Genomic DNA, 23755 nt, shown 5'->3' on the forward strand with positions numbered 1-23755 from the left:
ATCTAGGCATCATCCCGGCGGCGGGGGAACCGCCGATCGGGACTTTATTCTCAGGCGAAGGCGTCGGTCAGGAAGGCGTCCAGTTCCTTCAGGTGGCGGCTCATCAGACCCGCCGCCGTCGAGGCGGATGCCGGGCGACCCACATAACGGGCGCGCTTCGACTTCACGTTCAGCTTCTCAAGTGTCAGTTCGATCCACGGATCGACGAAGGTCCAGCCGCCCATGTTCTTCGGCTCTTCCTGGCACCAGACCAGTTCGGCGTTCGGGAAGCGCGAGAGCTCCGTCGACAGCGACTTGATCGGCCACGGATAGAACTGTTCCAGGCGCAGGATGTAGACGTCATCCACCGGCTTGCCGTCCTGGGCGTCCTTCTCGCGGCGCTCCAGCAGGTCATAGTAGACCTTGCCCGAGCACAGGATCACCCGGCGGATATCCTTGTCCGCCTTGATCTTGATGCCCGCGACGTCCGGACGGGTCTGGGCGTCGTCGTGCAGCACGCGGTGGAAGGAGCTGCCCTCGGCCAGATCGGCCAGCGGGGAGACCGCCTTCTTGTGACGCAGCAGCGACTTCGGCGTCATGATGATCAGCGGCTTGCGGAACGGCCGGTGCATCTGGCGACGCAGGATGTGGAAATAGTTGGCCGGGGTCGTGCAGTTGGCGACCTGGATGTTATCCTCGGCGCAGGCCTGCAGGAAGCGCTCCAGACGGGCCGACGAGTGCTCGGGGCCCTGACCTTCGTAGCCGTGCGGCAGCAGCATGGTCAGGCCGCTCATGCGCAGCCACTTGCGTTCGCCCGAGGTGATGAACTGGTCGATCACCACCTGCGCGCCGTTCACGAAGTCGCCGAACTGGCCTTCCCACATGACCAGGGTGTTCGGGTCGGCCAGAGAGTAGCCGTACTCGAAGCCCAGCACCGCCTCTTCGGACAGGGCCGAGTCGATGACCTCGAAGTGGGACTGCTTGTCCGACAGATTGTTCAGCGGGATGTAGCGCTTCTCGGTCGTCTGATCGACGATGCCCGAGTGGCGCTGCGAGAAGGTGCCGCGCACCGAGTCCTGACCCGACAGGCGGACCGGGAAGCCCTCTTCCAGCAGCGAGCCGAAGGCCAGGCTTTCCGCCGTCGCCCAGTCCAGGTTCTGGCCGGTCGTGATCATCTCGCGACGACCATCGATGACGCGCTTCAGCGTCTTGTGGATGTCGACGGCGTTCGGGATGGTCGTCAGGCGGTGGCCCAGGTCGGTCAGCTTGGCGACCGGCACGGCGGTCTCGCCGCGACGCTCATCACCCTCGGCCAGGCCGATGCCGGTCCACTGGCCGTCCAGCCAGTCGGCCTTCTTGGCCTCGAAGGCCTTGCCCGCGTCGAACTCGGCGTCGAGGAAGGCCTCGAAGCGCGCGACCTCGGCGTCCACGTCGGCTTGGGCGATCACGCCTTCCTTGACCAGACGCGCGGCGTAGATCTCGCGCGTCGACGGCAGGGCGCGGATCTTCGAATACATGATCGGCTGGGTGAAGGTCGGATCGTCGCCTTCGTTGTGGCCGAAGCGGCGGTAGCAGAACATGTCCACCACCACGTCCTTGTGGAACTTCTGGCGGAATTCGGTGGCCACCTTGGCGGCGAAGACGACCGCCTCGGGGTCATCACCGTTCACGTGGAAGATCGGGGCCTGGACCATCAGCGCCACATCCGACGGATAGGGCGACGAGCGGGAGTTCCGCGGGCTGGTGGTGAAGCCGATCTGGTTGTTGATGACGAAATGCAGGGTGCCGCCGGTGCGGTAGCCCTTCAGCCCCATCAGGGCGAAGCACTCGGCCACCACGCCCTGGCCGGCGAAGGCGGCGTCGCCGTGGATCAACAGCGGGATGACGTGGCTGCGGTCCAGCGCCCACTCTTCCTCGGGCTTGCCGGCGTTGGCCTCACGGATGTCGAAGGCCTGCTTGGCGCGCGACTTGCCCAGCACCACCGGGTTGACGATCTCGAGGTGCGAGGGGTTGGCCGTCAGCGACAGGTGGACGGTGTTGCCGTCGAACTGGCGGTCCGACGAGGCGCCCATGTGGTATTTGACGTCGCCCGAGCCGTCGATGTCCGACGGGACGGTCGAACCGCCCTGGAACTCGTGGAAGATGGCGCGGTAGGGCTTGCCCATCACCGCCGCCAGGGTGTTCAGACGGCCGCGGTGGGCCATGCCGAAGACGATCTCGTCAACGCCCAGATTGCCGCCGCGCTTGATGACCTGCTCCAGCGCCGGGACCATGGCCTCGCCGCCATCCAGACCAAAGCGCTTGGTGCCCGGGAACCGCTTGTGCAGGAAGCGCTCGAAGCCCTCGGCCTCGATCAGCTTGTTCAGGATGGCCAGCTTGCCTTCCTTGGTGAAGGCGTTCTGCTCGAACTTGTCCGGGCCTTCGAAGCGCTGCTGGAGCCAGGATTTCTCCTCCGGCTCGGCGATGTGCATGTACTGGATGCCGATGTTGCCGCAGTAGGTGCGCTTGAGGATCTCGAGCACTTGGCGGATCGAACCGGTCTGCAGGCCCAGCACGCCGTCCAGGAAGATCGGACGGTCCATGTCGGCGGCGGTGAAGCCGTAGAATTCCGGGGTCAGTTCCGGGTTGTGGGTCGGCTGTTCGATGCCCAGCGGGTCCAGCGTCGCCTGCAGGTGACCGCGCACACGGTAGCTGCGGATCAGCATCAGGGCGCGGATCGAATCGTGGGCGGCGGCGCGGACCTCATCCGCCGAGGCGGCGGGAGCGGCGGCGGCCGGAGCGGCGCCCGGCTTGGCGGCGGCCTTGGGATCAGGCTTCGGCGCGGGCCAGCGGCCGTCGAACACGCCGGTGGCTTCGGTCGGCTCGGTCGTGACCGGACGGCCCCAGCCGCCCGCCGCGCCCGAGGCCTTCACCTGGGCGGCGTTGTCACGCAACTGGTCGAAGAAGGCGCGCCACTCGTCGGACACGCTCGAGGGATTATCGGCCCACTTCTCGTGGAGATCCTCGATAAACGAGGCATTGGAGCCATACAGGAAGCTGGTCTCGGCAAAGACCTGGTTCAGCCGTCCGGCGTCGTCAGCCATCGTTCTCGTCAGTCCCTAAGATCGCGCGCGCACGTCTGCACGGAGGCGACGGCGCTCATATAGGCGCTGTTTCCTTATGGGTCATGACCGAATAGCGGCGCTGGGGTCGAAATTCGCCGGAATTCTGAAATTTTAGCCCTCGATTTGTCTCGCCCGCGAGACTTGCGTCGCCGTCCGGGTCGGATCAGCCCGAGCCGGACCTGCCCCCGCGCCAGATGCAAAAGGGGCTCCCGCGAGGGAGCCCCTTGAGCAGATCAGCTGTGGGACAGGCTTAGCCCTTCAGGACTTCAACCAGGGTCTTGCCCAGACGCGCCGGCGACGGCGACATCTTGATGCCCGCGGCTTCCATGGCGGCGATCTTCGACTCCGCGTCGCCCTTGCCGCCCGACACGACCGCGCCGGCGTGGCCCATGGTGCGACCCTTCGGCGCGGTGCGGCCCGCGATGAACCCGGCCATCGGCTTCTTGCGGCCCTTCTTGGCCTCGTCGATCAGGAACTGGGCGGCGTCTTCTTCCGCGCCGCCGCCGATTTCACCGATCATGATGATCGAGGTGGTCTCTTCGTCGGCCAGGAACATCTCCAGCACGTCGATGAACTCGGTGCCCTTGACCGGGTCGCCGCCGATGCCGACCGCGGTCGTCTGGCCCAGGCCCTCGTTCGAGGTCTGGAACACGGCTTCATAGGTCAGGGTGCCCGAACGCGACACGATGCCGACGTTGCCCTTCTTGAAGATCGAGCCCGGCATGATGCCGATCTTGCACTCTTCCGGGGTCAGGATGCCCGGGCAGTTCGGGCCCAGCAGGCGCGACTTCGAGCGGTCCAGGCGAGCCTTCACGCGCACCATGTCCAGCACCGGAATGCCTTCGGTGATGCAGGTGATGAAGGGGATCTCGGCCTCGATGGCCTCGATGATGGCGTCCGCCGCGCCTGCGGGCGGAACGTAGATGACGGTGGCGTCGGCGCCGGTGACGTCACGGCCTTCGGCGACCGAGGCGAAGATCGGCAGGCTTTCGCCGTGCGAACCGGTCCAGGTCTCGCCGCCCTTCTTGGGGTGGATGCCGCCGACCATTTGCGTGCCGTAGTAGGCCAGCGCCTGTTCGGTGTGGAAGCTGCCGGTCTTGCCGGTCAGGCCCTGGACCAGGATCTTGGTATTCTTGTTGACCAGAATGGACATGTCTGAGCTCTGAATTCTGTGTGTCTGCTGGGCGGTGCGGCGCTTACGCGACCGCCGCGACGATCTTTTGGGCGGCGTCGTCAAGGTCGTCGGCGGCCTGGATGGTCAGGCCCGACTCGTTGAGGATCTTCTTGCCCAGTTCGGCATTGGTGCCTTCCAGACGGACGACCAGCGGAACCTGCAGGCCGACTTCCTTCACCGCGGCGACAACGCCCTCGGCGATGACGTCGCAGCGCATGATGCCGCCGAAGATGTTGACCAGGATGCCTTCGACCTTCGGGTCGGCGGTGATGATCTTGAAGGCCGCCGCGACCTTGTCCTTGCCGGCGCCGCCGCCGACGTCACAGAAGTTGGCGGGCTCTTTGCCGTACAGCTTGATGATGTCCATGGTGGCCATGGCCAGGCCGGCGCCGTTCACCATGCAGCCGATGTTGCCGTCCAGGGCGACGTAGGCCAGGTCCCACTTCGAGGCCTCGATTTCCTTGGCGTCTTCCTCGGTCTCGTCACGCAGGGCCTTGATGTCCTCGTGGCGGAACAGGGCGTTGCCGTCGAACGAGACCTTGGCGTCCAGAACGCGCAGGTGGCCGTCCTTCATGACGATCAGCGGGTTCACTTCCAGCATGTCCATGTCCTTCTCGACGAAGGCCTTGTACAGCGCCGGGAACAGCGACTTGCCGTCTTCAGCCGCCGCACCGTCCAGCCCGTAGGCCGCGTTGATCTTGGCGACGTCGGCGTCGGTCACGCCCGCTTCCGGGTCGATGACGACGGTGATGATCTTCTCGGGGGTGTCGTGGGCGACGGTCTCGATGTCCATGCCGCCTTCGGTCGAGACGACGAAGGAGATGCGGCCATAGGCGCGGTCGACCAGCAGCGAGCAGTACAGCTCGCGCTCGATGTCGGCGCCGTCCTCGATGTACAGGCGGTTCACCTGCTTGCCGGCCTCGCCCGTCTGGGCGGTGACCAGGGTGTTGCCCAGCATTTCCTTGGCGTGGGCGACGGCTTCCTCGACCGAGAAGGCCAGACGGACGCCGCCCTTGGCGTCGGCGGGCAGTTCCTTGAACTTGCCCTTGCCGCGGCCACCGGCGTGGATCTGCGACTTCACGACATAGAGCGGGCCGGGCAGCGACTTGGCGGCGGCCTCGACTTCATCAACCGAGGTGACGGCCACGCCGGCCGCGACGGGCGCGCCGAAGCCCTTGAGGACCTGCTTGGCCTGATATTCGTGGATGTTCATGGGGAGACCGCCGCAACGCTGCTGGGGAAAGTTGCGGGGCTTATAGGCCCCCCGCCTTCGCAGGTGCAACCTCACGCCACGTCACGCGCGGGATCGCCGGTCCGGAACCCGCCCGGACCGGCCTTGTCGCCCTAGTCGACCCAGTCTTTCTTCAGCGTACGCGAGGCGCCGATCAGCAGGATGGACGCCATCACATAGAAGCCCATGCCGGTGTAGATCGCCCAGCGCAGGCTTTCGTCGCCGAAGCGCGGGGCCAGCAGGTCGCTCATCCAGCCGAAGTAGAAGAAGCCGACGGCGATGCCGAGCAGGTTGTTCAGCAGCAGGAACAGGGCCGAGGCGGTCGAACGCATCGGGGCCGGGACCAGATGCTGGACGGAGGCGGTGATCGGACCCAGCCAGGCCAGGTTCAGGCCGGTCGGGACCAGGAAGATGACGAAGGCCACGGCCAGTTGCTGGAACTGGGTGCCGCCGCCCGGGAAGATCAGGCCGATCAGCCACGGCGAGTTCATCGCCAGGATAAAGCAAGGCGCCGAGATCAGGAAGGCGATGGCCGGGACCAGCGGATAGGCGCCCTTGCCGCGCTTGGCCAGCTTGTCGGCGATGGCGCCGCCGCCCCAGATGCCCAGGATGCCGCCGATCAGCGCGATGCCGGAATAGTACCAGCTGACCTGCGGCAGGGTCATGTCGAAGCTGCGCATCATGAACAGCGGCAGCCAGCCCGCCACGCCGTAGCCGCAGACCGACGACGAGGCGGCCCCCAGCGCCAGCAGCCAGAAGCTCGGCTTGGGAATGACGGCGGTGGCGGTCACCCGGGCGATCATCAGCGAGCCGCCGATGACCCCGGCCAGCAGGCCGGCGAAGACCAGAACCAGGGCGCTGGCGGCGATGACGCCGAAATGGGCCAGGGCGGCGAGGATCACCAGACCGGCGGCCAGACCCAGCAGGCCCTGCGCGACGCGCTTGCCCAGACGTCCGTCGTTGGCCGGAGCGGCGACTGCGGGCGCATCCAGGGCGACAGCCTTGGGCGCATCGGTTCCGCCCCGGACCGGGTCCTTGACGGTCAGGCGCAGCAGGGGCGCGACCAGCAGGCCCAGCAGGCCGACCACGATGAAGGCGGTGCGCCAGCCATAGGTCGCGGCCAGCAGACCGCCGACCAGGGTCCCGGCGGCGGTGCCCAGCGGAATCCCGAAAGCGAAGGCGGCCAGGGCGCGCGCCCGCTGGTTCGGCGGGAAATAGTCGGCCACCAGCGAATAGGCCGGGGCCACGCCGCCCGCCTCCCCCACGCCGACGCCCATGCGGAACAGGAACAACTGGGTGAACGACCCGGCCACCCCGCACAGGGCGGTGAAGCCGGACCAGACGGCCAGGGCTCCGGTCATGATCCAGACGCGGCTGAAGCGGTCGGCCAGCCAGGCCAGAGGAATGGCGAGGGTCGAGTAAACCGAGGCGAAGGCGATGCCGCCCAGCAGGCCGAACTCGGTGTCCGACATGCCGAACTCGGCCTTCAGCGGCGCGGCGAGGATGCCGATAATCTGCCGGTCGAGGAAGTTCAGCATGTAGATGAGGATCAGGATCGCCAGAACGTAGAAGCGATACCCGGGTCGGTCGGTCGGCTGTCCGGGGACCGGAGCGTCCGTGGCGGTCATGGCGTTTCCCTCGACTGTACTTTTTCGTTGAACGAACCGTAGCGGCGTCGCGGCCCGACGCCAGAAGAAAAGGGCGGCGGCTCGCTTGAACCGCCGCCCTTGATCAGAACCGATCAGGCTTCAGGAGATCAGAACTTGAACTGCACCATCGCGGTCACCGTTTGCGGCGGGCCGTAGTAGGCGATCAGCGAGTCGTTGTAGAGCGCGCCTGCGAAGTTGTAGCCGCCGACCTTGTACTCTTCGTCGGTCAGGTTCTTGCCGTACACGCCCAGGGTCCAGCGGTTGGTCGGATCGGTCCAGACCACCGACAGATCGACCAGGGTGTAGGCCTGCTGGTCGAGGACCGGGTTCGGGAATTCGAACTGGCTGTAGTCGCCGCGGTAGGCGACCGACGGGGTCACCGCCAGCTCACCGCCGCCGACGTTACCGATCCAGGTGAAGCCCAGATAGCCCGTCCATTCCGGCGCGTTCTGCAGCACGACCTGATCCGAGATGTCCTCGTAGGCCATGGTGGTCAGGTTGTAGCGCAGGAACTCCTCGAAGTCGGAGTGCAGGTAGCCGACGGCGAAGTTGGCCGACAGGCTGTCGAGGATCTGCAGGCGACCTTCGAACTCGGCGCCGTAGAAGGTCGATGAGCCGACGTTGTCGACGAAGGAGGCGATGCCGCCCACGGCCGGAACCTGGGTCGTGACCTGCTGGTCGTTGTACTCGTTGTAGAAGATGGCCGACGAGAACGAGAACCGGCTCATCGCGCCCTTCAGGCCGATCTCGTAGGAGTCGACGGTTTCGGGGCTGTAGCCGTTGACGGTGTTCGGCGTCAGGATGGCGTCGCCGCGCATGTCGAAGCCGCCCGACTTGAAGCCGCGCGAGTACGAGGCGTAGGTCGTCAGATCGTCGGTCAGGTCATACGACAGCGAGATCTTCGGCGTGACCTGATCGAAGTCCTTGCTGGCCACATAGTTGGTGCGGACCAGGGTCGGGGCGCGGGCCGTGCCGCCCAGCAGCGGGCTGCGGGTCGCGCCAGCGTAGTTGGCGCGGAACACGCTGCCGGTCTTCTCGTCCAGCGTATAGCGCAGACCCAGACCCAGGTGCAGGCGGTCGGTGAAGTCCAGGTTCACATCGCCGAAGAAGGCGTAGCTGGTGGTGTTCACATAGCCGGCGGTGCCGATCACAATGCCCAGATTGCCCGCGATGGTGTCGAAGGCGCCCTCGGCGTGACCGTCGAGGTAGAAGAAGCCCATCACGCCCTGGATGCGGTCGTAGTTGAACAGGAACTGGAATTCCTGCGTCAGCTGGTCATCCGAATAGACAGCCGGGACGTCCAGGGTCGGCGCCGGGGTGTTGTCGAAGTCGATCAGGGTGTTGGTCTCACCCTCGCGCCAGGCGGTGATCGACTTGAAGGTCCAGGCGTCGTTCAGGTCGACCTGAACGGTGGCCGACAGGCCCTGGTTCATCACCTCATTGGTGTCGCCAAGACCGGCGTAGGTGTCATAGACACTGCCCGGAATACCCGCGCCCGGACCGACGCCGGCGACCTGACGGTGGCCGTGGCGGGGGTTCGAGTTGTCCTCGGTGCGGTCATAGGCCAGGCGCACCTGCACGCCGTCCTGCGGCTCCCACTCGGCGCTGACGCGACCGGCCAGCACGTCCTTGTTATAGTGCTCGGCGCCGGTGTTCAGGTTGGCGCCGTAGCCGTCGCGCTGATAGCTGGCGATCGCGCCGCCGACGCGGAAATTGTCGGCCAGCGGCATGCTGCCCGAGGCCAGCAGATCGATCTGGTTGTAGCTGCCGTACGACCCGCGCAGGGTCATCTCCGGATCGCGCGACAGGCCCGAGGTCACATACTTGACCGCGCCGCCGACCGTGTTGCGGCCGTACAGCGAGCCTTGCGGGCCGCGCAGCACTTCGATGCGCGAGACGTCGTAGACGTCCAGGACGGCGCCCTGCGGGCGGGCGATGTAGACGTCGTCGACATACAGGCCGACGCCGGGCTCGAAGCCCCACAGCGGGTCCTGCTGGCCGATGCCGCGGATGAAGGAGATCAGGGTCGAGTTCGAACCGCGGGCGACCTGCACCGTGGCGTTCGGGGTCTGCTGTTGCAGGGCGGTGATGTCGGCGACGCCGGTCTGCTCCAGCCGCTCTTCACCGATGGCCGACACCGAGATCGGCACGTCCTTCAGCGCCTCGTCACGACGACGGGCGGTGACGACGACTTCACCCAGATCCGACGCGCCTTCCTGCGGCGTGGCGTCCTGGGCGATGGCCATGGTCGAGAGCGCGCTCCAGGCGGTGCCGGCGAGCAAGGCGGTTTTCACGAGTCTGTTCATTTGCAGCCCCAAATCCCTGTGTGTTTCCGATCGACGCTTTTATTCAGCGTTCAATGATTTTCCGGGACCGTAACCGTTTTACGCCCCCTGTCAAACCGTGGCGCTTCCCCGGCGGAAGCATGGCGGAAATCTGTGGCGCCGTTGCACAGCCCCCGCGCCACGGCCTAGCGTGGGCCATGACCAAGCCTGACGCGCCCTCCCCTGAAGCCGACGCCCGCCCCGCGCGGCGCGGTCGGCCGCCGAAAACCCGGGCCGCCGGGGGCAGCGACACCCGCGAATCAATTCTCGACGCGGCCGAGGACCTGTTCTCGAAACACGGCTTCTACGGCGTCACCATCCGCGAGGTGGCGCGCGAGGCGGGCGTCGATACCGCCCTGGTCCACTATTATTTCGGGGCCAAGCGGGGCCTGTTCGACTCCGTCTTCCTGCGCCGGGCCGAGGTCTGGAACAACGAGCGGGTCGACGCCATCAACCGCTATGCGCGCGAGGCGGGCGAGGCCATGACGCTGGAGGGCCTGCTTGAAGCCTTCCTGCGCCCGCCGTTCCAATGGTCGCTCAAGGGCGGGCCGGGCTGGAAGCACTATTCGGCCCTGGTGGCCCAGACCAACGCCAATCCGACCTTCGGCGGCGAGACCATGGCCCGCTATTTCGACCCCGCCATCCGCCGGCTGATCGAACTGATCCACCAGACCATGCCGACCGCGCGCGAGGTCGATCTGTACTGGGCCTACCACAACCTGTCGGGCGCCCTGACGCTGACGCTGGGCGAGACCGGGCGCCTGGACCGGCTGTCGGGCGGCCTGTGCCTGTCCGGCGATCTGGAGACCGCGGGCGACTATATGGTGCGCTTCGCCGCCGCCGGGTTCCGCGCCGTCTGCCTGCCGGACGCCAAATGACCGACACGCCTGTTCGTCTCTCGCTGACGCTGGACCGGGGTCTGGTGAAGGGTCTGGCCGTCTCGGGCGCCGCCGGGGTGGTGCTGGCCTTCACCGGCGCCTTCGGCATGACCGGCATGGGCTTTGTGCACCGGCTGACCTACTGGCTGCCGCTGATGCTGATCGGCGCCGCCTGGGGCCATATCTGCGCCCGTCAGGTCGAGCGCTGGATCGATTTTGACCGCCGTCCATGGCTGGGCGCCCTGATCCTGACCGCCGCCATGTCCCTGCCCCTGACCCTGTTCGTCTGGGCCTATACGGTCTGGATCTTCGAGGGCGGACGGTATGCGACGCTGGAGCGGCTGGTCTATTTCCTGCTGCCCGTGACCGTGGTGACCGGCGTGCTGAGCGTCCTCAACATCTTCCTCCAGCGCGAGCCGGTGCAGACCCAAGCCGCCCCCGCAGGCGCCGCCCCGGCCCGCTTCCTCGACCGCCTGCCGCCCAAGCTGCGCGGGGCGACGATCCGCGCGGTGGAGTCCGAGGACCACTATCTGCGCCTGCACACCGACCGAGGCTCGGACCTGATCCTGATGCGCCTGTCCGACGCCCTCGCTGAGCTGGAAGGGCTGGAAGGCGCCCAGACGCACCGCAGCTGGTGGGTCGCCCGCGCCGCCGTCCGCTCGGTCAGCCGGGGCGAGGGCCGCGCCACCCTGACCCTGGACGACGGCATCGAGGCCCCGGTCAGCCGCCGCTACGCCAAGGCCCTGCGCGACGCCGGCTGGTACTAGGCTTTCTTTTTGGCCTATCGCGCTTCGCGCTACTTGAGGCCGGACGAACTCACCCCGCCCATATCCCATGGAAGCCCGCGGGCAGGGCGATGTCCGCCCGCCAGCTGGTTACCGGCCCGTCCACCACCCGGCCCGCGTCGAAGGCGTGCAGCTCGGTCACCCCCTCGCGCAGATTGATCGCCGGAGCCACCAGCCAGGCGTCCCGCTCGCCGGACCGGCCCGGCTTCGGGACCCAGTTGGCCTCCTCCATGATCACCCCGTCGCCGAAGTCGAAGGCGTCGGACCGACCGGTCTCCCAGTCGTGCACCGCCAGCCCGGTCGGCAGGGGCCGCCCGCCCCGCTCGCCCGCGACATGGACCGTATAGCGACGGGCCAGCCCCGCCCGGCGCGGATCGCTCTTGGGGAATTCCGCCGCCACGCCGGAGCGAACCATCTCGGCCCGCCCGTCCGTGTGCAGGGTCACCAGCGACAGGTCCGCCGGATCGCCCGACACCGTCCCGTGCCCCCCCACCAGCACCCGCGCCCCCTCCATGGCGAAGGTCACATCCTTGCCCGCCGCCACGTCGAAGCGGATCGTCCCCGAGCCGTCCTCCCAGGCGTCGCCGAGGTGGAAATAGCTGAAGGCGGGCAGTTCGAAGATGCGGGTCCGGGTCAGGTCCGCCTTGTCGATGACCATGACCTGGGTCCCCAGTTCCGGCTTCCAGGCGAACTGCGAGGCATAGGGCATGCCGTGGTGGTCGAAGACCCAGGGCTGCATCACGATCACCAGATGCCGGGCGGTAGCGGTGAAGTCGTGCATGTAGCTGGCGCGCGGCAGGCTCATGACCTCGGCGGTGTGCAGGCTGCGGTCGGCGTTCAGCCGCCACACGATCATCCGGTCGCCCCACAGACCGATATTCCAGATCGTGCCGTCCGCGTCGTAGCGGGGGTGCGCCTGGAAGGGCATGCCCTTCAGGTCGTCGCGCAGGGTGACGAACCGCTTGGTCGACAGGTCCGACGCGTCCATCGCCATCGGCGAGCCGCCCTCCCAGAGGGCCCAGACCTCGTCGCCCGCCGTCATCACCGCCGTATTGGCCGCGTTGGCGTCATTGGGCGAGCCGATCCGGGCGCGGCTGGCGTCTCCGACCGTGCCGAAGCCCGGAGTGACCACGGCGTCGATCTCGCTTTCGTAGCGACGCTTGGGCGTATCGGCGAAGCGGGCCTCCAGCGTGGCCTGACCGTCGCGGACGCGGAAGGCCCGCATCAGCCCGTCGCCGTCGAACCAGTGAGTCGCCCAGCCGCCCGGTCGCCGGAACTTGCCCGGCCCGTTGCGGAACAGGGCGCCCTCCAGTCCCGCCGGCGCCCGGCCATGGACCCGACGCATCACCCGGCGGGCGACATCGCCCTCAAGGTCAGCGGTGGCCAGCGACCAGTCGGCGGCGACCTGCATGGCGGCCATGGCCCGGACTGTCTCCGGCGTGACGACAGCAGCCGACAGGGCGGCGGCGCCCATCAGGAAATGGCGGCGGGAAGCGAGCATGGAAATCTCCGGACGCGTGGAGCGGATCGTGAAAGGTGTGAGAGCCGGGGGTCTGGGGGCTCAAGCAGCGCGAAGCGCGTTAGCCCCCAGGAAAAATGAGATCACTTGATGCTGATGGTCTGGGCGGTGCTGCCCGAGACGGCGAAGTGGGCGCGTTCCCAGCTGGCCGGGCCCATCATGCCGACGGCGTTGTTCGAGAAGGCGTAGGGCTCGGACGGCATGCCGAACGGATTGGTGTTCATCCGGCCGTCGCCGTTCACATCGTGGAAGGCGCGGGCCGCATAGTCGCCTGCGGGCAGGTTGCGGAACACCGCCACCGCCGCCTCGCCCGAAGCGTCGGCTTCCGCCGAGGCCACCGGCTGGCCGGCGTTGTAGGCCTCTTCCGAGTTGAACAGGGCGACCATCACCTTGCCGGTGTGGGCGCCGGTCTCATAGGTCAGGGTGATCGAGGCGTCCTGGGCCTGGGCGGGGGCGGCGGCGAAGGACAGCAGGGCGGCGGCGGCGAGAGTGGCGATGCGGATCATGTCGAGGTCCTCAGGGAAGAGAGCCCGACCACCGGGCCTCCGATGACCTGACCGTGGCGGCGACCTTCACCGTCCGCCACGCCGTTTGCAGGAGAGGACGCTCCGACTTCGCCAACGGCCACGGGTGTTCATTCGCGAAACGCGAACGGACACTTCGCTTGTGGGCCGCGGACTGTCGGCCGCTACGCGGACCTCCCGACCCGACGCGGCCTTGTCTTTTTTGGCCGCGGTCAGAAGGCTCCGCCTTCTCGACCCGACGCGGCCCTAGCGCGGCGCGCGTTTGGCGAGAATGCGCTGTAGGGTCCGGCGGTGCATGCCCAGACGGCGGGCCGTCTCCGAGACATTGTGGTCGCACAGCTCATAGACCCGCTGGATATGCTCCCAGCGGACCCGGTCGGCGCTCATCGGATTTTCCGGCGGCTCCGGGGCCTCGCCGGTCATCAGCAGGGCCTTCACCACATCATCGGCGTCGGCGGGCTTCTGCAGATAGTCGACCGCGCCGGCCTTCACCGCGGCCACGGCGGTGGCGATGGCGCCGTAGCCGGTCAGCATGACGATGCGGGCGTCCTCGCGACGGTCGCGGATCATCTCCACCACCTTCAGCCCGTTGCCGTCCTCCAGCCGCATGTCCAGCACGGCGAAGGCCGGGACCGAGGTGCGCAGGGCCTCGCTGGCCTCGGCCACCGAAGCGGCCATGGTCACCACGAAGCCGCGGCTTTCCAGCGCGCGGCCCATGCGGGTGCGAAGGGCGTTGTCGTCGTCCAGCACCAGAAGGGTCTTGTCCTCCAGCGCGGCGATGCGGGCTTCGGTCTCGGGCATCTTCGTCAGTTCCATCCGGTTCAAGTCGGTAACGACGACCCTGTGGTCAAGGTTCAGAACGGGGGTGCGACACCAGGGCTCAGGTGGGGGCTCAGGCGGCCACCTCCAGCGCCGGGCGCGCCCAGCGCACCCCGACACGGGCGCCGCGCGGCTGGCCCTTGCCGCCCTCGCCGACCCCGACGCTGACCTTTCCGCCGGTCCGTTCCAGCAGGGTGCGGGCGATGAAGAAGCCCAGTCCCATCCCGCCCTGACTGGGCGCGATCTCTTCCGGTCGGGGCGCGGCGGAGGCCTTGCGCGCCTTGCGCCCCGGGGCGGCGGCGGCCACCGAGGCGGCGATCTGGGCGGCCAGCGCCCGGCGCGCCTTGCCCTGCGGACGGCTGGTCACATAGGGCTCGCCCAGACGCGGCAGGATGTCGGGGGGGAAGCCCGGACCGTCGTCCACGACCTCGATCTCGATGAAGCCCGCATCGACCAGCGCCCGCACCCGCACTCGCGATCCGGCGAAATCGGCGGCGTTCTCGACCAGGGTGGACAGGCCGTGGATCACCTCCGGCAGGCGGCGCACACGCGGCGGCGGCTCGCCCGAGGCGGTCCGGACCGTCACCTCGAACTCCAGGTCAAAGCCCCGGTGCGGCTCGACCACCTCTTCCAGCAGCGCCTTCAGCCCGACCTCGGCGAAGGCGATGCCGCCCTCCTCCGGCTGCTGCGACAGGCGTTTCAAAATCTCCCGGCATCGCTCGGCCTGTTGCAGGATCAGGGCGGCGTCCTCGGCCGCCGGGCCGTCCTGGGCCGAGGCCCGCAACAGCTCCTTGGCGACCACCTGAATGGTGGCCAGCGGTGTCCCCAGCTCGTGGGCGGCGGCGGCGGCCAGTCCGCCCAGCGCCGCCATCCGCTGCTCGCGCTGCAGCACGTCCTGCGTCGTCGCCAGCGCCAGTTCCAGCTTCTCGGCGTCAGCGGCCACCCGCCACGCATAGGTGGCGGTGAACACCACCCCGGTCGTCAGGGCCATGCCGATGCCGAACTTGTACAGCGGCGGCAGGACCAGCTCGGTCCCCGCCTGCCACGGCAGGGGCAGGGAGACGAAGAACAGGCATACCGTGGCCAGCAGCACCAACAGGCCCATCAGCATCGCCTGCCGCGCGGGCAGGGACGCCGCCGCCACCGTCACCGGCGCGACCAGCAGCAGGCAGAAGGGGTTCTGCAGTCCGCCGGTCAGGCCCAGCAGGATGGCGGTCTGCAGGATGTCGAAGCCAAGATGCGCCGCCGTCAAGGCGCCGTCGGGGGTCGAACCGTCGCTGCGCTTCAGCCGCGCCATGGCGTTCAGGTTCATAATCGCGCTGGCGCCGATCACCGCCAGACAGCCCCACAGCGGCAGGTCGAAATGGAACCAGGCGGTGGCGACGAAGATGGTCGCGCTCTGCCCGAAGATCGTCATCCAGCGCACGATGACGAGGGTGCGCAGCGACAGCCCCCGGCTGCGGCGCGGCAGGTTCCGCCAATGGGCGAAGCGCCCCATGCCCTCCCCCCCTCCGTCGGAAGGATCGGCGAACTGCGGCGTTGATTGGTCTTCTGTAGCGCTCACCCGCCTTCTATAGACGCCTTCGGTCCGCGTGGGACCAGTACGAAAGGGTCGCGATGCCGCGCCGTTCCATTCTCGTTTTCGCCGGCGCCTGCATCGCCATCGCCGCGGCACTCGCCGTCGTCACCCTCGTGGTGGTCAACCGCCAGCCCGCCGCTCCGGTCTCGGGCGAGATATCCGTCACCGGTCAGGGCGACATCGGCGGTCCGTTCCAGCTGCTCAATCAGGACGGCCAGCCGGTCGACCAGACCATCCTCGACGGCAAATGGACGCTCGTCTTCTTCGGCTTCACCTACTGCCCGGACTACTGCCCCACGACCCTGACCATGCTGGAGGCCACCAAGGCCCGGCTCGGCGACAAGGCCAGGGACCTGCAGATCGTCTTCATCTCGATCGACCCCGAGCGCGACACCCCGCAGATGCTCAAGGACTATCTGTCCTCCGAAGGCTTTCCCAAGGGCGTCATCGGCCTGACCGGCACGCCTCAGCAGGTCCGCGCCGCCGCCGACGCCTATCGCGCCATGTACAGCAAGGTCGGCGAGGGCGAGGGCTACACCATGAGCCACTCGCTGATGATCTCGCTGATGGGGCCGGACGGACAGTTCCGCACCTCCGTGGCCCACGACCTCGGACCGGAGCGCTCCGCGCAGGTGATCGAACGCAGCATGGCCCGGGGCTGAGTCCCTACGACCGAATTTGACGCATCGAGGGTGTAGGGTGGTCTGAGTAACCGCTCTTTCCGCCCTCGCCTCCCGAAATGTCCACTTTTGTGCACTCAAAAAATAATTGAGTGTCGCGCCGCCTCTCCCGTTCACGATTTCAGTGATCGGTGATTATCTTTTTGCAGTGCGGCATAATCTATGATGCCTTGCCGCACTCTCGGCGGGGGCCGTGTCAGGACACGCATGCTGTATACGCTTCATGAGCTGGCCTACGCCTCGGCCGCTCCCTTCCGGATCGGGGCCCAGATGGCCCGGGACTTCTGGACCTCTCCTCTGAATCCGGCCGCCGACACCGCCATCGGACGGACCGCCTTCGCCTCGGCCGAGCTGTTCGAGAGCGTCACCCGTCGCTACGGCAAGCCCAAATGGGGCCTGGACGTGGTCACCATCGACGGCAAGCCGGTCCGCACGACCGAGCAGGTCGTCTGGTCCTCGCCCTGGTGCCGCCTGGTCCGCTTCGCCCGCCACATCGGCGACCTGAAGCGCGCGGGCAAGCCGACCGTCGCCCCGGCGGTGATGATCGTCGCCCCCCTGTCGGGCCACTACGCCACCCTGCTGCGCGGCACCGTCGAGGGCTTCCTGCAGGACCACGACGTCTATGTCACCGACTGGGCCAACGCCCGTCAGGTGCCGATGCTCGAGGGCCGGTTCGACTTCTTCGACTACATCGACCACGTCCGCACCATGCTGGCCCAGATCGGGCCGCGCGCCCACGTCGTCGGCGTCTGTCAGCCCGGACCGCCGGTGCTGGCCGCCTGCGCCCTGATGGCCGAGGATGAGGACCCGAACCGTCCCGCCTCGATGACCTTCATGGGCTCGCCCATCGACGCCCGCCTGTCCCCGACGGTGACCAACCAGCTGGCGGAGGAAAAGCCCTTCACCTGGTTCAGGTCGAACATGATCCACACCGTGCCCTGGCCCTATCCGGGCTTCGGTCGGCGGGTCTATCCGGGCTTCGTCCAGCTCTACAGCTTCATGTCGATGAACGAGGACAAGCACATCGACGCCCACCGCCGCTACTTCGAGAGCCTGGTCGACGGCGACGGCGACGGGACCCAGAAGCACGAGGAGTTCTACGACGAGTACCTGTCGGTGCTGGACCTGTCGGAAGAGTTCTACCTCCAGACCATCGACATTGTCTTCCAGCAGCACCTGCTGCCCCGCGGCCTGCTGGAGCACCGCGGGCGCAAGGTCGACCTGTCGAAGATCACCGACATCGGCCTGATGACCGTCGAGGGCGAGAAGGACGACATCTCCGGCGTCGGCCAGACCCAGGCCGCCCACGTCCTGACCCCCAACCTGCCGAACGACCGCCGGGTGCTGTACGTCCAGCCGGAAGTCGGCCACTACGGGGTCTTCAACGGTCGTCGCTTCCGCGACGAGATCTATCCCCGCGTCCGCGACTTCATCGCGGCCAACGAGGCCCTGAGTGGTTCAGTACCGGCACGGTCAGCAGCTGCCGCCTGAGGCGGTCGGGGTCCCCGCCCGCCTCTCGGTCAACCCGCGCGCCCGCCGCCTGTCGATCCGCATTGACGGGCGCAAGGGCGAGGCGGTGCTGGTCGCCCCGTCCGAGCGCAAGCTGGCGGAGGTGGTCGCTTTCGCCCGCACCAAGGCCTCATGGATGCGCGAACGGCTGGCCGAGCGCCCCGACAGCGCCCCGCTGGAGCCCGGCGCGGTGGTGCCCCTCTATGGCCGCCCCACCCGTCTGGTCGCGGTCGGCGGCACGGGCGCAGCCCGGCTGATCGACGGCCCCGACGGCCCCTTCATCCAGTCGGGCGGCGAGGGCGAGGCCTTCTCCCGCCGGGTCGAGAACCTGTTCAAGCGGCTGGCCCGGCAGGTCCTGGTCGAGCGGACCGAGCATCATCTGAAGACCCTCGGCCAGCGCCCGGTGACCGTCTCCATCGCCGACACCCGGTCGCGCTGGGGCTCATGCAGCCCCCACAACCGGTCCATCCGCTACAGCTGGCGTGTCATCCTGGCCCCGCCCGCCGTGGCCGACTATCTGGCCGCCCACGAGGTCGCCCATCTGGTCCACGCGGACCACAGCCCGGCCTATTGGTCGGTCGTGCATGCGCTGGTCGGCGACCACCGCCCCTACCGCAAATGGCTGCGCGAGCACGGGGCCGCCCTGCACGCCGTGGGGCGCTGAGCCGCCTCAGAAGAAGAGCGGATCGGCCTTCTTCTCGGGTGTCGGCTCTGGACGAGGCTCTTCCCGCTGCGGCTGGGGCTGGGTCGGACGGACCACCGGCTGCTGCTCGGGCCGGTTCGGCGCGATCGGCCGCTGGGCCGGCGCCGGATCGATCAGGCGCTCATCCAGCGGATCGGCGTTGCCATCGCCCGGCGGGTTGTCGCCAAACAGGTCGCCGATCTGCCCGATCAGGCTCTCCACCGGGCTCGGCGGCGTCCAGCCTTCCGGCATGGGCGGTCCGGCGGGGATGGCCGGGGCGCTCAGGCGCGGCAGGGCCGCCTCCATGAAGCCCTTCCAGATGGCGGCGGGCGACGAGCCGCCGGTCACGCCGCGCATCGGGGTGTTGTCGTCCTTGCCGACCCAGACGGCGGTCACGAAGCCGCCGGTGTAGCCGACGAACCAGGCGTCCTTGTAGTCAGAGGTGGTGCCGGTCTTGCCCGCCAGGTCGCGCCCGGCGATGGCCGCCGAGCGGCCCGATCCCGAGGTGACCACGCCCCGGAGCATCTGGTTCATGTAGTAGAGGTAGGGGTTGGTGATCGCCTGCACCGGCCCATCCGAGCGGCTGGCGCGCTGGTAGATCACCCGGCCCTGCGGAGTGCGGATGCGGCTGATGCCGTAGGCCTCGACGCGGCGGCCGCCGTTGGCGAAGGCATCATAGGCCTGGGCCATCTCGATGGGCGAGACCTCGACCGCGCCCAGCGCCATGGCGGGCTCCAAACCGATCCGGCTGGTCACGCCCAGACGGCGGGCGGTGCGGGCGACGTTGTCACGACCGATCTGGTCGGCCACCCCGGCGGCGACAGTATTGGTCGACTGCGCCACGGCGTTGGCCAGGGTCATCTCGCCGTTGAAGGCGCCGGAGTAGTTGCGCGGCGACCAGTTGCCGATCTGGATCGGGGCGTCATTGACCCGGGTCTCGGGCGTGTAGCCGCTCTCGACCGCCGTCAGATAGACAAAGGGCTTGAAGGCCGAACCGGCCTGACGACGCGCCTCGGTGGCGCGGTTGAACTGGCTGTCGGCATAGGAGCTGCCGCCGATCATGGCGCGCACCCGGCCCTCGCCGTCCAGCGCGACCAGCGCGGCCTGTTCGACGCCCTTGGACTTGTCGCGATCCAGGATGCGGCGCACCGAGCGCTCGGCCTGGGTCTGCAGGGTCAGGTCCAGCGTCGTCTCGACGATCATGTCCTCGGTCGGCTCGCCGACCAGTTCGCGGATCTGCTTGTCCAGCCAGTCGATGAAGTACTGGGCGTGCTGGGTGGCCAGGGTGCGCGAGACGCGGACCGGCTCGGTCACCGCCTGAGCACGCTGTTCGGGCGTGATGACGCCGGCGTCGACCATCTCGTTCAGCACGACGGTGGCACGATTGGCCGCCCGCTCGCTCTCGGACACCGGCGAGTAGCGGGACGGGGCCTTCAGCAGACCCGCCAGCAGGGCCGCCTCGCCGACGGTCAGCTGTTTGGCGCTCTTGTCGAAATAGCGTTGCGAAGCCGCCTCGATGCCATAGGCGCCCGCGCCGAAATAGACGCGGTTCAGGTAGAGGGCGAGGATCTCTTTCTTGGAGAACTTCATCTCCAGCCACACGGCCAGCATGAGCTCCTGGACCTTGCGCTTCAGGTTCTGGTCCGGTGACAGGAACAGGTTCTTGGCCAGCTGCTGGGTCAGGGTCGAACCGCCCTGCACCACGCGCCCGGCGCGCATGTTGGACACCGCCGCCCGGCTCATGCCGACAGGGTCGAAGCCAGGGTGGTGATAGAAACGCCGATCCTCGATGGCGATGAAGGCCGCCGGGACATAGTCGGGCAGGGCGTCGAGGTCCGCGGGCGGGGCCTGCTGCGTGCCACGCACGGCGATCAGGGCGCCGTTGCGATCCAGATAGGTGATCGAGGGCTGGCGATCGACATTGTACAGGGTCGAGGTGTCCGGCAGGTCGCGCGCGAACACGGCGAAGAAGACGACCAGGAAGATGGCGCCCCAGACGCCCAGCACCGCGCCCCAGTAGAGCACGCGCTGCAATGGCGTACGGGCGGGCTTGTCACCGCCGCCACGTCCGAAGCTGAAGCCACCGGCCATCTAAAACCTCACCCAACCCGTAGACGGGCCTTAGCCCATCGTACGGTGCACGCAAACGCCCCGCCTGTCTTCACGGGACCGTGAAGGCGATTTCCGCCGAAAGGATGACCTTTCAGGCCACTATTCTAAAAACGCGTTCACCTCGGCGGCGAATGCGGCGGGCTGATCCAGCATGATGAAGTGGGCGCTGTTGTCGATTCGCTTCAGCTCGACGCCCGACAGGCCCTGATAGGACATCCGGTAGATGGCGTCGGTGATCTCTGGCGTCATGCGCGGATCGTTGAACTTGACGTACAGCACCTCGGTCGGGGCGGTGATGCGCGACAGTTCCGGTCGCAGGTCGGTCACGATCAGCTCGCGGAACGACGAGGCGGCCACCTGCTGGTCGCTGGTTTCCATGTCGCGGATCGGACCGGCGCGCAGGGCCTCAGTGTTTATCATGCCGTTGATCGAGGCCGTGGCCTGGGCGTTGTAGGCCTCGCGCGGGCTGGACGACATCCCGGCGTAGACCTGATCGGCGATGGGGGCGACGCTTTCAGCGGTCGTGCCCGGAGGGCCGAACATCACGCCCATGAACGGCACCATGTCCACGACCATCAGCTTGCCGACGCTGTCCGGGTGACGGGCGGCCAGCATCATGGCGATGGTCCCGCCCATCGAGTGGCCGATGACCACCGGCTTGTTCAGGTTCTGCTCGGCGATATAGCGGGCTAGGTCCTCAGCGACCGGCGCGGCCACAGGTCCGGTGGCGTTGTCCTCGGCAGGCGCGCCGGCGAAGCCCTGCACATGGACGCGGTGGACGCGATAGCGGCCCTTCAGTTCGTCAGTCAGGCCGTCCCAGATTTCCGGCGAGGAGGTCAGGCCGGGGATCAGGATGATGTCGCCCACCGGATGCTCAGGCCCGTCGATACGGACATGGAAACGACCCGACTCGAACTCGGCGTGCTGGTGGCCATGCGCGGCATGAGCGCCGTGTGAGCCGTGCTCCTGGGCGAAGGCAGGCGCGGCCAGACCCAGCGACAGACAGGCGGCGAGCGCGGCGACGGCGGTCATGGTCTTCATGGAGGTTCCCCCGGAGGCGAGCCCTGCGCCCGCTGTTACCCTCTGGTCGCCGCAGGAGGCGCGATTGGATGCAGGCGGTCAAGACTTCCCGACACGGCGGCGCTAAAGAGGGCGCATGACCCTCGCCGATCCCGCTCCGGTTTCCCCCAACGCCCCTGAAGCCAAGGCTCCGCCGACCGCTTTCGGCAAGGGCTTCGTTACCGACGCCTGGTATTTCGTCGCCCTGTCGCGTGACGTGAAGCCGGAGTCGCTGAAGCGCCATGAGCTGTTGAACGAGCCGGTGCTGATTGGGCGGACCAAGGCTGGGCAGGTCTTCGCCATGCGCGACATCTGCCCCCACCGCGCCGCGCCGCTCTCCGCTGGACGGGTGGTGAACAAGCCCGGCGAAGGCGAGACGGTCGAGTGCCCCTATCACGGCTGGCGGTTCCGGCCGGACGGCGTCTGCGCCAACATTCCCTCGCTGGTCGAGGCGCAGGCCTTCGAGGCCGAGCGGATCAAGGTGCGATCCTATCCGGTGCGTGAAAGCCAGGGACTGGTCTTTGTCTGGGTCAGCGCCGATCCGCGTAACGCCAGCGAGCCCGATCACGAGCCGCCCCAGTTCCCCGGCGTGGTCGGCGGCGGCGCCAAACTGGTCGAGTGGATGGATTTCGACAGCCATATCGACCATGCGGTCGTCGGCCTGATGGACCCGGCCCACGGTCCCTTCGTCCATCAGCAATGGTGGTGGCGCTCCGAGCATTCGATGCACGAGAAGGCCAAGGCGTTTGAACCGCGCGAGCAGGGCTTCTCGATGGTGCGCCACGCGCCCTCGTCCAACAGCCGCGCCTACAAGATCCTGGGCGGCGCCCCGGCGACCGAGATCACCTTCCGCCTGCCCGGTTACCGCTGGGAGCATATCCAGGTCGGCGAGAAGCAGGTGCTGGCCCTGACCTGCCTGACCCCCATCACCGATACGAAGACGCGCATCACCCAGATCTTCTGGTCGGATCACTGGATCTTCGACCTGATCCGGCCCTTCCTGCGCATGGGGGTCGTCGCCTTCCTCAAACAGGATGGCGGCATGGTGAACCTGCAGAACGAAGGCCTGCGCTACGATCCGGCCCTGATCTGGATCGACGACGCCGACAAACAGGCCAAATGGTACCAGCAGCTGAAGCGCGAATGGATCAAGAGCCGTACCGAGGGCCGACCGTTCGTCAATCCGGTGAAGCCCACGACCCTGCGCTGGAAGAGCTGAAGCCTTTTATTGAGGCGCTATCGCTCGCGACGCGGTCGCTCGCTGCTTGAGCGCTATGCAGCGCAGACAAAAGAAAAGGCCGCGGGGTGAAACGCGGCCTTATCATTTTCAGTCTCTCGTCCGCTTACTGGCGGCTCAGCACGCCGGCGAGGATCAGGTCGATCTGCTTGCCGATCTGGGTCGTCAGCTGCTCGATGCCCCAGCCGTCATAGGCGGCGTGACGGTAGTTGCCGACGTAGGCGACGTAGACCAGCTCACTCAGCAGGCGGATGTCGGCGTCCTGATGCAGTTCGTTCTCGCGGACGCCGGTTTGCAGCACGTCGCTGATGACGCCGGTGACCGGGCGCAGGGCGGCGCGGCTGCGCATCTCGGCGGCGACCGGCTGGAACCACGAGCGGGCGACCACGGCCTGAACCAGCGGCAGGTGCTCCAGCTGGGCGTGGTAGGCGGCGGTCAGGGCGGCGAGCAGGCGACCGCGCAGGGTGCTTTCGGCGGCGACCGCGACGTTCAGCGAGTCGGCCAGGCGGGCGGTGTCCTCGGCCAGAACGGCCTCGAACAGTTCGGCCTTGTCCTGGAAGTTGGCGAAGACCGCGCCGGTCGACATGCCCGCGCCCTTCGCGATGTCGCGAATGGTGGCCGGCTCATAGCCGCGCTCGGCGAAGAGGGTGCGCGCTGCGTCCAGAACCTTCTGGCGGGTCCGGACCTTGGCGGCCTGGCGGCGGTTCAGGCGGGGGGCTTCAGCCTCGATCTCGGAGGCGGTCTGGGCGGAGCTCAGGGCGATGTCTCGCATATAAAACGGCTACTCGACTAAGCGGCGGGGGGAGGACCGCCGGCAGTGAAAGAACGCCACAAAGGCAGGGATGGAAAGCGCCCGGGAGAAGCGCCCGGCCCGACCGTGGTCCGGCGAAGGTGGGCACTCATCACGCAAC

18 protein-coding genes are annotated in these 23755 nt (G+C 67.7%); 6 read left to right on the plus strand and 12 right to left on the minus strand.

Annotation, left to right across the window (positions count from 1 at the left end; all coding sequences use genetic code 11):
- Nucleotides 1-50 precede the first annotated feature (50 nt).
- The 5 genes from ACTIEF_RS00080 to ACTIEF_RS00100 form a co-directional block, all read right to left on the minus strand.
- Complete coding sequence (locus ACTIEF_RS00080) at nucleotides 51-3062, minus strand: 2-oxoglutarate dehydrogenase E1 component (RefSeq protein WP_439470143.1); 3012 nt, start codon at nucleotides 3060-3062, stop codon at nucleotides 51-53.
- Between the two features lie 271 nt (nucleotides 3063-3333).
- Nucleotides 3334-4236 carry a succinate--CoA ligase subunit alpha gene (gene sucD / locus ACTIEF_RS00085; protein WP_439470144.1) on the minus strand — a complete coding sequence of 301 codons (903 nt, stop codon included), beginning with the start codon at nucleotides 4234-4236 and terminating at the stop codon, nucleotides 3334-3336.
- Between the two features lie 43 nt (nucleotides 4237-4279).
- Nucleotides 4280-5470, minus strand: coding sequence for an ADP-forming succinate--CoA ligase subunit beta (gene sucC / locus ACTIEF_RS00090; protein ID WP_439470145.1), 1191 nt, complete (start codon nucleotides 5468-5470; stop codon nucleotides 4280-4282).
- A gap of 131 nt (nucleotides 5471-5601) precedes the next feature.
- On the minus strand, nucleotides 5602-7116 hold the full coding sequence (locus tag ACTIEF_RS00095) for a spinster family MFS transporter (RefSeq protein ID WP_439470146.1): 1515 nt from the start codon (nucleotides 7114-7116) through the stop codon (nucleotides 5602-5604).
- Between the two features lie 128 nt (nucleotides 7117-7244).
- Nucleotides 7245-9443, minus strand: a complete 2199-nt coding sequence (locus ACTIEF_RS00100) for a TonB-dependent receptor (RefSeq protein ID WP_439470147.1) — start codon at nucleotides 9441-9443, stop codon at nucleotides 7245-7247.
- A 176-nt stretch (nucleotides 9444-9619) separates the two neighbouring features.
- On the opposite strand from ACTIEF_RS00100, the gene ACTIEF_RS00105 reads away from it, so the two are divergent.
- Both ACTIEF_RS00105 and ACTIEF_RS00110 read left to right on the plus strand, forming a co-directional pair.
- On the plus strand, nucleotides 9620-10339 hold the full coding sequence (locus ACTIEF_RS00105; RefSeq protein WP_439470148.1) for a TetR/AcrR family transcriptional regulator: 720 nt from the start codon (nucleotides 9620-9622) through the stop codon (nucleotides 10337-10339).
- Nucleotides 10336-11106, plus strand: coding sequence for a LytTR family DNA-binding domain-containing protein (locus ACTIEF_RS00110; RefSeq protein ID WP_439470149.1), 771 nt, complete (start codon nucleotides 10336-10338; stop codon nucleotides 11104-11106). Before ACTIEF_RS00105 ends, ACTIEF_RS00110 begins: the two co-directional genes overlap by 4 nt.
- 49 nt (nucleotides 11107-11155) lie before the next feature.
- Here the strand turns inward: ACTIEF_RS00110 and ACTIEF_RS00115 are convergent, their stop codons facing one another.
- The 4 genes from ACTIEF_RS00115 to ACTIEF_RS00130 all read right to left on the minus strand — a co-directional run bounded on the left by ACTIEF_RS00115 (nucleotide 11156) and on the right by ACTIEF_RS00130 (nucleotide 15484).
- Nucleotides 11156-12625, minus strand: a complete 1470-nt coding sequence (locus ACTIEF_RS00115) for a carotenoid oxygenase family protein (RefSeq protein WP_439470150.1) — start codon at nucleotides 12623-12625, stop codon at nucleotides 11156-11158.
- A gap of 101 nt (nucleotides 12626-12726) precedes the next feature.
- Nucleotides 12727-13149, minus strand: coding sequence for a DUF2141 domain-containing protein (locus ACTIEF_RS00120; RefSeq protein ID WP_439470151.1), 423 nt, complete (start codon nucleotides 13147-13149; stop codon nucleotides 12727-12729).
- 264 nt (nucleotides 13150-13413) lie between these two features.
- On the minus strand, nucleotides 13414-13968 hold the full coding sequence (locus ACTIEF_RS00125; RefSeq protein WP_439470651.1) for an ActR/PrrA/RegA family redox response regulator transcription factor: 555 nt from the start codon (nucleotides 13966-13968) through the stop codon (nucleotides 13414-13416).
- 91 nt (nucleotides 13969-14059) lie between these two features.
- Nucleotides 14060-15484, minus strand: a complete 1425-nt coding sequence (locus ACTIEF_RS00130; protein ID WP_439470152.1) for an ActS/PrrB/RegB family redox-sensitive histidine kinase — start codon at nucleotides 15482-15484, stop codon at nucleotides 14060-14062.
- Nucleotides 15485-15603: 119 nt separating this feature from the next.
- On the opposite strand from ACTIEF_RS00130, the gene ACTIEF_RS00135 reads away from it, so the two are divergent.
- The 3 genes from ACTIEF_RS00135 (at nucleotide 15604) to ACTIEF_RS00145 (ending at nucleotide 18418) form a co-directional block, all read left to right on the plus strand.
- Nucleotides 15604-16227 carry an SCO family protein gene (locus ACTIEF_RS00135; RefSeq protein WP_439470153.1) on the plus strand — a complete coding sequence of 208 codons (624 nt, stop codon included), beginning with the start codon at nucleotides 15604-15606 and terminating at the stop codon, nucleotides 16225-16227.
- A gap of 225 nt (nucleotides 16228-16452) precedes the next feature.
- Entirely contained in the window at nucleotides 16453-17736 is a 1284-nt protein-coding gene (locus ACTIEF_RS00140; RefSeq protein WP_439470154.1) for a polyhydroxyalkanoate depolymerase, read from the plus strand.
- The gene (locus ACTIEF_RS00145) at nucleotides 17699-18418 is read left to right on the plus strand and encodes a M48 family metallopeptidase (RefSeq protein ID WP_439470155.1); all 720 of its coding nucleotides are present in this window, start codon (nucleotides 17699-17701) and stop codon (nucleotides 18416-18418) included. Before ACTIEF_RS00140 ends, ACTIEF_RS00145 begins: the two co-directional genes overlap by 38 nt.
- A 6-nt stretch (nucleotides 18419-18424) precedes the next feature.
- On the opposite strand, the gene ACTIEF_RS00150 is transcribed toward ACTIEF_RS00145, so the two are convergent.
- Together ACTIEF_RS00150 and ACTIEF_RS00155 are read right to left on the minus strand one after the other, a co-directional pair.
- Nucleotides 18425-20527, minus strand: a complete 2103-nt coding sequence (locus ACTIEF_RS00150) for a transglycosylase domain-containing protein (protein ID WP_439470156.1) — start codon at nucleotides 20525-20527, stop codon at nucleotides 18425-18427.
- Between the two features lie 120 nt (nucleotides 20528-20647).
- Nucleotides 20648-21589 (minus strand): alpha/beta fold hydrolase, encoded by a 942-nt coding sequence (locus tag ACTIEF_RS00155; RefSeq protein ID WP_439470157.1) that lies wholly within the window; start codon nucleotides 21587-21589, stop codon nucleotides 20648-20650.
- 115 nt (nucleotides 21590-21704) lie between these two features.
- On the opposite strand from ACTIEF_RS00155, the gene ACTIEF_RS00160 reads away from it, so the two are divergent.
- Nucleotides 21705-22826, plus strand: coding sequence for a Rieske 2Fe-2S domain-containing protein (locus tag ACTIEF_RS00160; RefSeq protein WP_439470158.1), 1122 nt, complete (start codon nucleotides 21705-21707; stop codon nucleotides 22824-22826).
- Nucleotides 22827-22950: 124 nt separating this feature from the next.
- Here the strand turns inward: ACTIEF_RS00160 and ACTIEF_RS00165 are convergent, their stop codons facing one another.
- Complete coding sequence (locus ACTIEF_RS00165) at nucleotides 22951-23616, minus strand: TetR family transcriptional regulator (RefSeq protein WP_439470159.1); 666 nt, start codon at nucleotides 23614-23616, stop codon at nucleotides 22951-22953.
- Nucleotides 23617-23755: the final 139 nt, after the last annotated feature.

Origin of the sequence: Brevundimonas sp. (assembly GCF_051858995.1) — a bacterium.
Classification (GTDB): Bacteria; Pseudomonadota; Alphaproteobacteria; order Caulobacterales; family Caulobacteraceae; genus Brevundimonas.

What these genes read in the sequence shown, in the direction of transcription:
- ACTIEF_RS00080 (WP_439470143.1), bottom strand. Translation starts at nt 3,062, where the DNA reads ATGGCTGACGACGCCGGACGGCTGAACCAGGTCTTTGCCGAGACCAGC.
- sucD (WP_439470144.1), bottom strand. Translation starts at nt 4,236, where the DNA reads ATGTCCATTCTGGTCAACAAGAATACCAAGATCCTGGTCCAGGGCCTG.
- sucC (WP_439470145.1), bottom strand. Translation starts at nt 5,470, where the DNA reads ATGAACATCCACGAATATCAGGCCAAGCAGGTCCTCAAGGGCTTCGGC.
- ACTIEF_RS00095 (WP_439470146.1), bottom strand. Translation starts at nt 7,116, where the DNA reads ATGACCGCCACGGACGCTCCGGTCCCCGGACAGCCGACCGACCGACCC.
- ACTIEF_RS00100 (WP_439470147.1), bottom strand. Translation starts at nt 9,443, where the DNA reads ATGAACAGACTCGTGAAAACCGCCTTGCTCGCCGGCACCGCCTGGAGC.
- ACTIEF_RS00105 (WP_439470148.1), top strand. Translation starts at nt 9,620, where the DNA reads ATGACCAAGCCTGACGCGCCCTCCCCTGAAGCCGACGCCCGCCCCGCG.
- ACTIEF_RS00110 (WP_439470149.1), top strand. Translation starts at nt 10,336, where the DNA reads ATGACCGACACGCCTGTTCGTCTCTCGCTGACGCTGGACCGGGGTCTG.
- ACTIEF_RS00115 (WP_439470150.1), bottom strand. Translation starts at nt 12,625, where the DNA reads ATGCTCGCTTCCCGCCGCCATTTCCTGATGGGCGCCGCCGCCCTGTCG.
- ACTIEF_RS00120 (WP_439470151.1), bottom strand. Translation starts at nt 13,149, where the DNA reads ATGATCCGCATCGCCACTCTCGCCGCCGCCGCCCTGCTGTCCTTCGCC.
- ACTIEF_RS00125 (WP_439470651.1), bottom strand. Translation starts at nt 13,968, where the DNA reads ATGCCCGAGACCGAAGCCCGCATCGCCGCGCTGGAGGACAAGACCCTT.
- ACTIEF_RS00130 (WP_439470152.1), bottom strand. Translation starts at nt 15,484, where the DNA reads ATGGGGCGCTTCGCCCATTGGCGGAACCTGCCGCGCCGCAGCCGGGGG.
- ACTIEF_RS00135 (WP_439470153.1), top strand. Translation starts at nt 15,604, where the DNA reads ATGCCGCGCCGTTCCATTCTCGTTTTCGCCGGCGCCTGCATCGCCATC.
- ACTIEF_RS00140 (WP_439470154.1), top strand. Translation starts at nt 16,453, where the DNA reads ATGCTGTATACGCTTCATGAGCTGGCCTACGCCTCGGCCGCTCCCTTC.
- ACTIEF_RS00150 (WP_439470156.1), bottom strand. Translation starts at nt 20,527, where the DNA reads ATGGCCGGTGGCTTCAGCTTCGGACGTGGCGGCGGTGACAAGCCCGCC.
- ACTIEF_RS00155 (WP_439470157.1), bottom strand. Translation starts at nt 21,589, where the DNA reads ATGAAGACCATGACCGCCGTCGCCGCGCTCGCCGCCTGTCTGTCGCTG.
- ACTIEF_RS00160 (WP_439470158.1), top strand. Translation starts at nt 21,705, where the DNA reads ATGACCCTCGCCGATCCCGCTCCGGTTTCCCCCAACGCCCCTGAAGCC.
- ACTIEF_RS00165 (WP_439470159.1), bottom strand. Translation starts at nt 23,616, where the DNA reads ATGCGAGACATCGCCCTGAGCTCCGCCCAGACCGCCTCCGAGATCGAG.